8 protein-coding genes are annotated in these 13,021 nt (G+C 39.4%); all 8 read right to left on the bottom strand.

What is annotated here, in order from left to right; all coding sequences use genetic code 11:
• Positions 1 to 632 precede the first annotated feature (632 nt).
• Positions 633 to 1,268: an N-acetylmuramoyl-L-alanine amidase gene (locus Cabys_RS13565; RefSeq protein WP_006926662.1), complete on the bottom strand. Its 636-nt coding sequence runs from the start codon at positions 1,266 to 1,268 to the stop codon at positions 633 to 635.
• Positions 1,269 to 1,708: 440 nt separating this feature from the next.
• Positions 1,709 to 4,051 carry a hypothetical protein gene (locus Cabys_RS13560; RefSeq protein WP_006926661.1) on the bottom strand — a complete coding sequence of 781 codons (2,343 nt, stop codon included), beginning with the start codon at positions 4,049 to 4,051 and terminating at the stop codon, positions 1,709 to 1,711.
• A 21-nt stretch (positions 4,052 to 4,072) separates the two neighbouring features.
• Complete coding sequence (locus Cabys_RS13555) at positions 4,073 to 5,557, bottom strand: ankyrin repeat domain-containing protein (protein WP_006926660.1); 1,485 nt, start codon at positions 5,555 to 5,557, stop codon at positions 4,073 to 4,075.
• 309 nt (positions 5,558 to 5,866) lie between these two features.
• The gene (locus tag Cabys_RS13550) at positions 5,867 to 6,640 is read right to left on the bottom strand and encodes a hypothetical protein (RefSeq protein WP_006926659.1); all 774 of its coding nucleotides are present in this window, start codon (positions 6,638 to 6,640) and stop codon (positions 5,867 to 5,869) included.
• 16 nt (positions 6,641 to 6,656) lie between these two features.
• Complete coding sequence (locus tag Cabys_RS20095) at positions 6,657 to 6,794, bottom strand: hypothetical protein (protein ID WP_006926658.1); 138 nt, start codon at positions 6,792 to 6,794, stop codon at positions 6,657 to 6,659.
• A 14-nt stretch (positions 6,795 to 6,808) separates the two neighbouring features.
• Positions 6,809 to 7,921 (bottom strand): L-type lectin-domain containing protein, encoded by a 1,113-nt coding sequence (locus tag Cabys_RS13545; RefSeq protein ID WP_006926657.1) that lies wholly within the window; start codon positions 7,919 to 7,921, stop codon positions 6,809 to 6,811.
• Between the two features lie 258 nt (positions 7,922 to 8,179).
• Complete coding sequence (locus Cabys_RS13540; RefSeq protein WP_006926655.1) at positions 8,180 to 12,157, bottom strand: T9SS type A sorting domain-containing protein; 3,978 nt, start codon at positions 12,155 to 12,157, stop codon at positions 8,180 to 8,182.
• Positions 12,154 to 12,999 carry a WD40/YVTN/BNR-like repeat-containing protein gene (locus tag Cabys_RS13535; RefSeq protein WP_006926653.1) on the bottom strand — a complete coding sequence of 282 codons (846 nt, stop codon included), beginning with the start codon at positions 12,997 to 12,999 and terminating at the stop codon, positions 12,154 to 12,156. The genes Cabys_RS13540 and Cabys_RS13535 overlap by 4 nt, the downstream gene beginning before the upstream one ends.
• Positions 13,000 to 13,021 lie beyond the last annotated feature (22 nt).

The raw sequence follows: 13,021 nt of genomic DNA, 5'->3' as shown, positions 1-13,021 counted from the left end.
CCATCGACTTTGCTCCCCTTCGGCTCCGCTCCCTTCGACTCCGCTCAGGGAGCGAATTTTCCTCGGTGGGGGATTACGGTTGCTGAGCGAAGTCGAAGCAACCGTTGATTGTGAAGGAACTTCCATCGACTGCGCTCCCTTAACCCATAAATTGGAATCAGTAAGGACAGAGCGGAGGCCATTTAAACTGTTACACACCTTTCCCTTTTCCAACAGTGGCAGGAATTCACCACCTTTACAGAAATAGATTTGAAATGACAGACTAACCATTCAACCATTCAACTAATTAACCATTTTGGCAGCACAAAAATTTTCAAATGCTTTTAAGTTAGATCTTCCAGAGGAAGTATCCTAAAAAGGTATTAGTATCGAACTTCATTTAAGTGCAGCTATTGTTTTTTATTTAAATTACATAAAATATATTCGTGTCCATTCGTGAAATTCGTGGTTTTTATACTGAACTCATATATTTGCGATTTATTACAAGGATTAAATCTGGTCTGTGCGATATTTATTGTCAATTAATAGGTTGCTCAACGAGCAGGGGGATGTCATTTCGAATCTGTCCGGCAGAGGAGATATCTTTTTATCACGCACGCTCGTTTCGATACGTACCGATGAATAGTTACTACTCAGCGAACGGGATTTTCGTGGAAAAAGCGTGTTAGTCCCAGAGCCAGCGCCTGACAAATTTGTTTGCGGCGAGTGGCGTTTTGCCAGTGGCTTACGCTTTTGGCACTTTTCCCGCAGCGCAAATTGACCATCACCGCCGGAGCAGTGGCATAGCGGAGAACAAATAATTTTGCTTTCGAAATACTGGTGTTAATATTCTGTTCAATCAGGGCAGCTTGCAAAGAACGGGGTAGTTGGGCGCTGGTTGTGTCCTGGTCGCTGATCAGCAGCTCGACGGTCTGGCTATCGGCAGTAGTGGGATTGAGGTGGATGGTTATGAACGCATCGGCCCGTGCTTGATCGATTTTTTTTACACGCTTTTCAAGCCTGACAAATGAATCGGCTGATTGGTGGGTGAAGTGCGTGGCAAAGCCCTGATTTTGTAATTGTCGGGCAAGTTCCTGCGCATATAGCATGGCGATATTTTTTTCCTGAACATCAGCCGACCATACGTAGCCGGGATCCTTCCCGCCATGCCCGGGATCGATGAGGATGGTAATGGTGGAAGCCGTTTGGGCCTGCAGAAAGGGCAGGGCGATAAAAAGGGTAAAGAGCAGGGTCAGGAAGACAAATTTAAAGTAATTTTGAAATTTCATTGGTTTACTCCCTCATTGGTTGAACGTGTTAAAACGCCATATTGTAACTTTAGAAAAAACCGGCTATTGCAATAACGACTGCCGGAGAAGAGAATATCCGCCTCCTGGCATTGATCCCAACCGGCTGGAGGTAACGAATTTCCAAACATTCATAGCCCATATTTGACGTCGGCTGCCAAACCGCGCTGATATTTCACAATTTATGAAAAAAGTGTTGGCGGGAGTAAGCTACAAAAAAAATTCTACCATAGAAAGGTTTCTTGTGAAAAAAATTAAATGGACTGAATTCATAGCCGTTTTTAATTATGGCTGCTTACTACCGCCACAGTCCTGCCAATTTAAAAGGCGCTTTGCCCAAAACGAAACATTTTAAATCGAATGTTGCGCCGAAAATAATAAAGCGCAGGTCCTTTAAATTTATTGTTATTCAAAGTTCTATTTCATTTTCTGTTTGTTACAGAGTATGGAATAGAACTTGGATGTTGATCCGGTGTTTTTTTTCTGAACGTGTTTGTCGTTTGATTTTCAACGCCAAGGACGTAGGCAACTACTCTGGGAAGTAGTTCGCCGATGGAGTATCCATGAAAATAAGCGTGTTCTAAAGGTTGGCCCGTAACTAACATAAAGCCGTCCCCAAATTGATATTCAATCAATGTTGCATTATTATAGCTATTCACGGTATAAATTACAGCATTTTCCGGCAGATGTGAAAAGGACTGATGGGAGGCAAAATTTCCGAAAAGAGGGTCTGGCAAGCCTGTTGTTAGCGGTGAACTAATCCCTGTAAGATAATTATAGTTGTCTAATTCAAAATTATTGGAGATATTCCCCGGGATTACTACGCCTGCAACAGCCATATCGCCGCCAATATTATTAAAAGGGTCGTTGTTATACCATCCATTGTCGCACGCTTCCCACAACATACTTCCGCCTTTATAAACAAAATCGGAGAATTTAACATTCCACTGAGCATAGGTGTTGTAAAAATTCTGGTCTTGAGAATTGGAAATAATAACAAAATCGTACCCCGGTTTAAGATTGATAGAGGCCATTTCAGCGCTATTATGGATAGAATATTCACCCAAGCCACTACCTTCTGTATAACCGTGATAATTTAAAAAATCTTCTATTCTTACATTATTCCAGGGCAGTACATCTCTAAAAATCAAAATATGTTTTCCCGAAGCAAAACCGCCAGAAACGTTTAATTTTCGAATTACATTCGATATCAATCCGTCCTCATCCCGTACTTCCAAATAAATTTCTTTGATTCCTCTTTCTTCAAAAGAAACGCGAAAGATTTTATTGGTGGACCAGTTAGTTTCAAAAATACCGTCGTTGTAAATATCCCAGCGGACCTCCAGCCTATCGACTGGCGTTTCCATATCGGTGGAAGTGGAGGCGTCCAGTACAAAAGCAGTGCCAATATCTCCTGAGGGGGGGCTTATGGTAAAGTTGGCGACGGGCGGATTTAGCGTACCGCATTCCACAAAGGCGTTATTAGAAATACAGATATCATAGTAGAGCACAACAGGGGCTGTCAAAAGATCATAGATGAAAGGTCCTTTATCTAAAAGGTCTCCAACTAAAGACACATCGCCAGCCACATCACCCAGGAGTCCCCAGAATTCGGAACTCGACGCTGCGCCGCGAACGCCTTCTTCCCACAACCACAGACCGATCTCCTCAGCATTATCGCCGATAATAAAGGCAACCTTTGAGGCAAATCCCCATGCATCCCCTTCATAGGCTGCCATACCAAGGTCTTTCAGGTCTCTTACATCTATCGAGATATTTGCTAATCCTCCAAAGCTTATACTCGTCGGGATGATGGTGCCGGGAATTAAATCAACAATATGTAAAATGGCCTGGCCCACATTTGCTCTTGCGCCAATTCCCTGTGGTGTATCTGATTGCCAGGTCTCAAGGTCTAATCCTATACCTGTGCCTTTGTGTAAAACGACATGGTATTGTTGATGTATTTCTACTTCTACCTCAGTCTCAGCAGGTGGCATTAAAGAAAGATTCCAGAAATCTATTAAACCGGATTTTGCTTCTATTAGTGCAGTTTTATCGGGATGTTCCCAATTGGTCTCCCCATTATTTCGAATGTAATAGATGCCTGCTCCATAATAAACAGTTTTCGGGTTGAAAAATTTCATAACGGGCGTGGTCCCTTCAATCCAGGGAACATCTTTATCTTGTCGTTCAATTTTATTCTGAGGAATTATTGATTTATAAATTTCTTCTGCCAGTAAAAAGGCTATTTGAAAAACTTCTGGTTGTTGTTCCAGGCTTAAAGTTTTTTGTTCTATTAAATTTTGATTAATCAAATTCACCAGTTGGCTGTACCGGGGATTTAATTCTATTTTTTGCAAAAATAATTTACGCGTTTCATAGGTTGTTCCCCAGCAAAAGGGCGTTATTAAAGCAAGGGCTTTGGCCGTTGAAGCAGCGCTGAAATTTAATATGATTTCTGTAGTATCCAAAATACCCAATAAGTAAGGTTGGTTTTGTAAATCTGCAACGAAAAAGACTTGCTGTTTATTAGAAGCATAAACATCCATCTGAAAGCTATTCCCTTCTAATGGATACTCCCCGAGGTAATGAACAATCCGTAAATTTTTCACTTTTATCAGATCATCATTGGGTAATTTAATAGTTCCCTGAATAGTCTTTCGTGGGATATTATCGTCTTGAGGATTAGTGGATTTTTTATCAAAACAAGCGGTAATACAGCCTAAAAATATTAGGAGCAATGTAATGCCTCTTAAATAAAACATTTTTATTGTCCTCCGAGCATTTTAATCATTTTGGCCTTGAGTTAAAAGCTTAATTATTGCATCTTTACCATATTCACTGGCTAAGTCGATAGGAGTTATCCCTTTTTTATTTTGAATATTTACATCCGCGCCAGCCTTCAAGAGTAATTGGCAGTATTTTGACGACCCCATTTCTACTGCCATATGTAATGGGGTATTACCCTCTTCATCCTTTGCGTTCACATTAGCTCCTTTTTTTATAAGCAATGATGGAATATCCGATTCATCATTATCTGCAAAAATGAAAAAATATACTAAGGGCGTTTCACCGTATTGATTTGGCGCATCCACTTTAGCTCCTTTTTCGATCAGTAAAGAGCAGATTTCCGTATCGTTGGCACGCACAGCAAAATGCAGGGGGGTACCGTTTATCTCTGCAACGTGGTGTTGTCCTATTAAACTTAAATCTGCCCCTTGCTTAATCAATACTTTACATACTTCAATATTCTTCATATTTGCCGCAACATGTAGCGGCGTTTGGCCTTTCGTGCCTTCTATAATGGAAGAATCCCGGGCGTTAACATCAGCTCCATGTTTTATTAACAGCTCACAAACTGCTGGATCACCAGCCTCGGCAGCAAAATGCAAGGGAGACCAACTACTAATCGTTTCAAAATTTTTACATCTGACATTTACATCTGCCCCCTTTTCAATTAATTTTTTTACCATATAAAGTTCATCGTATTTACAGGCCAGATGGAGTGGTGTCATTCCTTCATCTGTTTTTAAATTTGGGTTTGCGCCATGAGCAAGCAATAGATCAAACGCCGATATATCCTGATAAAAAACAGCATTGTGTAACAACGTCCATCCGGAGTCATCAGATATATCTACATTGGCTCCTTTTTCAATCAATAGCTTTGCCGTTTCATAATTATTATTATATATGGCATAAAATAAAGGGCTGCTATCCTTTTCATCTTCATCATTAACATTAGCCCCGTGTATAAGAAGCAACTCACAAATCGGTGTTTGCCCATTTAAGGCTGCCACATGTAACGGGGTTGCTCCGTCAATATTTTTGGCATGAATATTAGCCCCGGCAGCGATTAATAGTTCACAAATATCATTATAACCTTCCTGCGCCGCAAAATGTAAAGGTGTAAAATGACTATTACTTTTTGCGTTCACATCTGCCTCGTTGGAAATTAATAGATTTGCAATTTCTTTGTAACCCTTATAGGAAGCTAAATGCAATGGTGTATAGCCATCATTATTTTTTATATTTACAACAGCGCCTCTGGAAATTAGCAATTCCACTACTTCTTTATGTCCTTCTTGAACGGCAATATGCAATGGCGTATAACCATCATGAGTTGCATTGATATCTGCTCCTTGTGTTATTAATTGTTTTACTTTCTCTATATCTCCCTCTTTAGCAGCATCATGTAATTCATCTGCATAAACAACAGAAAAAGAGAGCACCAATAGAAAATATCCTAAAACAAACAAAAGAATTCTTTTCATTAGTAAACACTCCAACTTCATTTTTCTTTTGAAACAATATTCCCTCCCTTAACCTGGAGGAGCCAGAACAAAATAATTTTATTAAAAGATACGAGTCCACTCTGAAAAGGTATCATTATCGAATTTTATTTCAATGGGCCTATTGTTTTATTTAAACTACCTAAAAATTACTTTATTCGGGTCAAAAAACATTTAAACATTAAATTTTCCCCAGAAGGGGCTGAGCCTTCTGGGGAAAATTCGCTTTTAACATATCTGTTCTTTAAACGGAGTCTAATCTTATCAATGGCCTTATTTATTATTCTACAATTATGTGTTTAAGTTTTCTGGAAGAGGCTGTAGATCAAGCAAAATTGATATTTGATCATTCGAATTAAATCCTTTTTTAGAATTAGGATAGATTTTGAAAATTAGCACTTGCTTATTTCCAATTTCATGAATATCATAAGTTACGTTTTGAACGCAGTTCTTTTTGATATATTTTGCAGATTTAAATTTTAAAAAGTCAGGCAATGTTTCAACTACAATAAAGGGCGTTTTAGTAGGTGCATTTCCTATATTGGTAATAAAAATTTTCTCGTGAATTTCTTTTTTATGAATAAAATCCATTCCAATTTTGTTACCACCCCATTTTCCTTTCTCGTCTTTAGTAATCCTAAGCTCGTCGAAATAGTAGGTACAAGGTAAAGAATTTAAAGTGGCAAAAATACAACCGAGAGGGGACAATTTGGTGTAAAAGTATTTTTCAACTGAAATGGCCGCCTTTTTTTCATTACTATTTTTTACCATTTCAATATGATTTTTTTCAATTGTAATTGTATTCCCATAGTTTGTATCATAATTCGAGCTTTCGTCTTTACTTTTAAATAATACTGCAAAAACATTCTCATGTTGTTCACTCGGCACTCCGTAAACAGTTTTTCCGTCGTAATCCAGATTTTTCATCTTTACATTCACTATTAGGTTTTTTCCTCCAAATTCTTCATAATAATCCTGAACCAAAACGGGTCTCATTTGTGAGGCACAACTGAACAAAGAGAAAAGAATAATTTGCAAAGTCAAATAAACCAATGCTCTTTTCATTTTAATCCCCCTTTCTTCATTGATTTTTATTAGTTTGTTTTAATTCTTTAACATTTACAGGGATTGATTCTTTTTTCGCTTCTTTAACTGTAGCGCAGGAAAATAGAAAACTTAAGAACAGAGTTAGTAATACAAGGTTAAAAAATTTTTTCATCTCACACCTCCTATTTATTTTATGAATACCAGCTTTTTCACCTGAATAAAATTTTCCTTCAAAACGGTTCGTGCTTTTAATTCGTACAAATAAATTCCGCTGGCCAGCGGATTGCCAAAATCATCTTTACCATCCCATTGTACCTGGTACTGGCCGGCGGGTTGGTGCGTGTTAATCAATGTGCGCACTTTTTGACCGAGCAGGTTGTAAATGGTTAATGAAACCCTACTGGTTTTGGGTAATTCGTAAGTGATGATGGTAGTGGGGTTGAAGGGATTGGGATAGTTTTGTAGTAAGGCAAATTGGCGAGGAATCTGATTTTGCAATTTTTCTTGTATCCCCACGGAACTGGCCGGTACATATTTCCAGGAAAGAATATAGTGTTTTTCGTAAGCAGCGCCTGTGCCCGCAGTAAAGCCAATCCATGCTCTACCTTCATCCAGTTGCAGTGTATCTGATAAATCAAGCGTAACCGAGAGTGCCGGCGCGCTATTTAATGAATCCAGGTAAATCTCTAATAATGGGGGAGTATAGGCAATCTTTACATGATGAAGTGCTCCATCATCAAGCGGTGCAATATCTGTTGTGTAGCCTATTAAGGCGCTTTTATCACTGGTATTTGCAGATGTACCTTGTGTATGAACAGCAATATGATTACTATTGGGATCGCCAGAGTTTGCCCACGTGTCAAATTCGATAGCCACGCAATTCGGAATTCCCGTATACCCTATATCTCCACCGCCTTCACCGATTGCATCTAACGTATAATTCTGGATGACGAAGGCAAACCCATCGCCGCCGCCCCATCCACCAATATCTGTTATCTGAAAAGTAAATTCTGTTTCAAAACCTTCATCAATTTGTTGTTTTATTTTATACCATAAAGCGCCAACCTGTCCGCCACTATTTAAAGTTAATCTAATCTTAGTTCCTTCAAGCGTGGCATTCTGGACTAATTGAAAATCAGCTAAATCTGAAACAAGAAACTGTTCGTAACTAAATTGCGCTAAGCATGGCGTTGAGAAAAAAACAAACCAAAATAATGAAAGGAACAGTACATATTGTGTGCGATGTTTGAGTATCTGAACAAAAGTTTTCACAAAAAACCTTATCAAACATTTCCTCATTCCAACGCCCCCTTATGAATAAATTTCTATTGAAAAATAGTGTAAGTTGAACTTTCCCGGCTTGTCGTCTATTCTTATCCATTTTGCCTCACAATATTTTAAATAGTTTAGAGCAGATGTAACACCTAAGTGTATAAACATTTAGCACAATAGAATGATCATTCATCATAATTAAGCAAGCATTTATTTTTAATAGCACAAAAGAATTTTTATAAGGATAAAAAGAGCTTGCCAGAAAAAACGGCAAGCTCTAAAAAATTATTTGATGATAATCCCTTTAACTGTTCTTTCACCCATCTTTGTTTTTAAACGAATAAAATATTGGCCGCTTGGGAAATCTGCAGGAATCTGAAGTTCATGCCACCCAGCTTGATAGTTTTGCTCTTTGCTCCAGATACGTTGGCCCAGCACGTTATAAATTTCCACTATTGCATGAGAAGCCTTTGGTAAGCCAAAACGTAAACGCAAAGCGCCGTTGGTAGGATTGGGCCATAAATTCTTTATCACAAATTGTTCAGGAATATTAGTGACAATATCATTAATTCCTGTAATTAACGTGTTAAAAATAATGGTATCACTTACTGCGCTTTGCCCAACTTTGTCTCGAGTGATTACGAAATAGCTGATTTGGTGTTCTGTTGAGTCGCTGCTGGGAATTGTTCCTTTAAATACACTGCTTTCAAAGTGCATGCCCGTTGTGTCGAATGGTTCAGAATCGAATCGATAAATGAGCAGTGTGGTGTCGATTTCCCCGATGGAATCAGAAACAATCGCGCTTATTTCAAAAGGCCCAAAATAGTTGGCGGTATCCTGAAGTACGGTAACTGAATCGATAACCGGCGGTGTAAGATCCACGCCAAAAGAATCAACTTCCGTCCAACCCGATTCATTTTGCGCTTCATCAAAAGCCAATACCTGCCAGTAATATTTTCCTTCTATTAATCTGGTTTGATATTCATTAACCGAAACCGTATCCTGGATTATAATAGAAGTGTCTTTATTTACTTTAATAATATATTGTACAGCAGTAGATAATATTTTTTCGTTTTGGTCTGAAAAATCATTACCATCGACTTCTGTCTGTTTGGATACGGCATCCCAACTAAAGAGGACATTGTTTGAAGCTAACCACACACCTTTAACCGGTTGGTGTAAAACAGGAACGTCCGGAGCGTGGGCGTCTATAATTACGCGCCAAACATTGCTATTGCGTGAATTGCCTGCCGAATCAAAAACTGTTACTTTCCAGTAATACGTTGTATCGTTTAATGTGGCAGAATAGTTAGTCTGAACCGTTATGACCGTGTCCACCTGATTTTTGAAGTTCGGATCGATGGAATATTGCAGCATATAATATTTTACACCCGAAAGCGTATCGATTGATGTTTGCCAATGGAAAGTTACGGATTGGGTCGCTAAAATAGCGCTATCCGTTGGCGAAATTAGTTTCGGAATGGTCGGTTTCTCCACATCGACCGCAAACTGCCAGGAAAACTCGGAACTCTGATCAAAGTAATCTTTGGCGGTTACAATTACCGTGTGCCAACCTTGTTTCAAAGATGCAGGTGGATCATACTTTATTTTAGTTGGAGTGATTACCTGCGGTTGCACCGAGATGCTATCAACCATCATAGTTACCGCCGTAGTATCAACGCCGATTCCATCGTCTTTCAAATGAGCCAGTATTTCCGGCTGACTGTCATTTATCCATGTTCGATTGGTTGGAGATTCTGCATAGATTTTAGGCGCTTTAGCATCCTGTGTAGAAAAAGTGGTAGATGAAGCCTTGCTGGAGTAGCTACAGTTACGGCCATATACACGATAATAATATGTTTTGCCATCATACAAATTGGTGAAGGTGTAAAAAGTATCCGTTGTCACCGGACTTCGTTTGAGAATATCGTTAAACATAGAATCAGAAGCCATTTCGAATTGATAGCCATCGCTTCCATTGTTCCGACAGTAAACGGTATTATTGGTTCCCTGCGTAAATTTTGGCTCAAGAACAATCTCCGGCGCCTCAAGCGTCATCACCTCCTCGTCCGAAATAAATACATCGCCATACCAACCTGTTCCGGCAAATATTTTGTTTCTTTGGGCATCGGTACTTAAATGCAGGCTTAGTACTTCGGAGGCATTTAATAAATCTCCAGTGGCAACCCAAGATTGGCCGCCATCTTCAGACTTGTAAACATCCCCATTGTAATCCGTACCGGCATAAATGGTATTCCCGAAGGTCACCAGTGAAAATACTTGAGACCATGGTTGGAGATATTTTGTAAGATTGGCCCAGTTTACGCCCCCGTCTTCCGTTTTCCATATCTCTCCATTATCATAATTAGTTGCGATATAGCCTGTTTCGCCACAAAACTTAATATCAAAAACATAATTCGGGCCATATAGATAGGTTCCACCTGTTTCGTAACGGTCGGTAGCCAGGAAAACGTCGCCTAACCAATCGGTGCCAATAAACATCTTTTTATTTATTGTTTTTATCATTGAAAGCACATGACTGGCGCCCTGCGGTTTAAAAACATCTTCCCAACTATTCCCGCCATCGGTGCTTTTTTTAATCAAATTGGGCGCGTCAAGCGCAACAAAAATCGTATCGCTTTCCCATAATAAATCCGTTGCTAAAGTGGCATCACTAAAATTTTTCCAGAGTGAAACGTTAGCCGTTGTATCAACTGTATATATTTCGCCGTTTGTGTAATCGGTTGTAAAATAGATCAGATCGTTGTGGTTCCGGGACTTATAGACAAAAGTGGGGCCATATAAGTAAGTTCCGCCAGTAGCAAAGCGATTGGTAGAAAGAAAAACATCGCCATACCAATCGGTGCCTAAGATAAGCTGTCCGCTCTCAAGTTTTTTTAATGATAGCGCATCCGAAGCGCCCTGTGGTTTAAATGTGTCTTTCCATGTTGAACCGCCATCATCGCTTCGTTTAACTAAGTTCCCTCCATCAGTCGCGACTAAGATAGTATCCTGATCCCATTCAATACTAAAGCATTGGTTGGCATCGGCAAAAGTAGCAAATTTTTCCGCTGGCGATGTTCCGCTTTTTTTGTAAACTTCTCCATATTTGTAATTTGTCGTAAAATAAAGGTCATTTCCGTTTAAGCGCGAAGTGAAAACGTACGTCGGCCCATACTGATAATCCCCACCTGTCTGGACATTCCACGTCGCTTTAAAAATATCACCATAATCATGGCCAGTGGCCACCCACATTTCATTGTCTATCAGGCGTAATTTAAAAGAATTATTGACGCCGGCGGGATTATAACAACCAATCCACGAACCACCTTTATCAGGAGATTTGTATATCGTTAAATTTTCATTCGTAATTCTCATTGAAGCAAACAAAGTATCATTATAAAATAGAACCGATTCCACATAAGTGTTATCACCGCCGGGCATCCATTCGCCCACTTTGGTCCAGTTAATTAGATCGGCCGATTTATAAATTCGTGCTATCCCGGCCGAGTCACCGGCAATAAAATAATCACCTTTATTCTTTATAAAATCTTGTACAAAGGTTAAATTTACTGTAGAAATAAATTGGATATTCTTAGAAGCATCGTCAACTTTATAGATTTTGATTTTCGTACGATCATTGGCTCTGACACAGGGATAGGCATAGTTACCTTCGGTGAAAATATGCGGAATTCCATCTGCATCTTGAAAAGTGTTAACATATTCCCAAGCCCAGTCACCGGGGTTGCTACTTGAGGTATTATATCGGTAAAGCTTTATTTGCGTGCTGTTATTGCTTGTGCCACCATAATAAATGTGTGAATTAACAATTCCTATGGCATAGCCATCACCAATATTCTCTATGGCGTCCGGATAATCTACGGATGTCCAGTTTTCTCCATCATCCATGGAGTAGTAAAGCCCATGCTGGAGGGTTGAATAGGTTAACTTTCCTACCAACCAGATGCGATATTTTGACGAATCCAGCCTCATCTCAGTGAAATAATCATAGCTTTCGCCAACCCAAAATTTATATTCCCAGCTTTGCGCTTTATCATTACTTTTCCAGAGGCCTGCGTGGTAACTGCCGGTTCTATCCGCACCGCATGCCAGAACGATGTCCGGATTCCATGGCAATTGTAAGAAATCCTTTAAAAACGTTGCGTCTTGCAAATTGCCTGTATTTACCCATCCGGGCGGCTCCTGTGCAAAGCCAACTTGCACAGTCAAAAACAGTATGAACAACCATTGCTTGGTTTTCATCGTACTTCTCCTCCAATATTTTCTGGAGTTGTACCGCTAGTCTGTTCTTCATTAAATGCCGCTTGCTGTTGTTTTAAAAGTTTAATTGTTTTTTCATTTTCTTGAATGGTACCGAGATTAGATGCGGTTTTTCCCATGGTTTCCGTATTATAGATAAAAATGCGAATACCATCGGTTTCTTTATCTTTGCCAAATACATAAATTTTATTATCCTTCACACTTAACCGCATAATATAGTCGAGTTCCGGATAATGCATACAATGTTCCCAGTACCAGTAATCCGAATTGGCATTAGAGATGTCTAATCTTAGTAAATCAGCCGAATAAATGTACTGGTAATCATTGCCATTTTCAGGGTGTCTGTCTTCAAAAGCGACGTACAATTTATTATTTAAAAGAACAATGGAATGAGCACCTGCCCGGTAACCAAGTTGTGCTGGATGGTAAATATATTTCCATGTTTCTCCCAGATCATCGGAATAATAAATGGTTTTCCACTCAAGGTCATACCCACCGTTAACGTTTGAAATACAGGCAAAAATAAGATTTCTAGATTCGTCAAAAGCAAATTGTCTCACGCCTTCACTGGAGTACCATTTTCGAAGTTTCTGTTCCCAGGTTTGCCCACCATTAGTACTTTTCCATATTCCGGCTTCATCTCTGTCGGAGCGCCCGCCTGCAAAAATGATGTTTGTATTAGGAATTTCCAAAAATGCCCATATTTTATCGGCATACTGTAAATTCCCCTGTTGCAGCCAGGCCGGCCCGCTCTGGGCCAAAAGTTGACCGGCAAATATTGAAGATAAAAATAGGATAATGGTAGCTATTTTGAGTAAACGCATGATGGAATCCTCCTAAATTTGA

The organism is Caldithrix abyssi DSM 13497, assembly GCF_001886815.1.
In the GTDB taxonomy this organism is placed as follows: domain Bacteria; phylum Calditrichota; class Calditrichia; order Calditrichales; family Calditrichaceae; genus Caldithrix; species Caldithrix abyssi.
The sequence above is the reverse complement of the archived record's forward strand: the minus strand, read 5'-3'. Positions and strand labels throughout refer to the sequence as shown.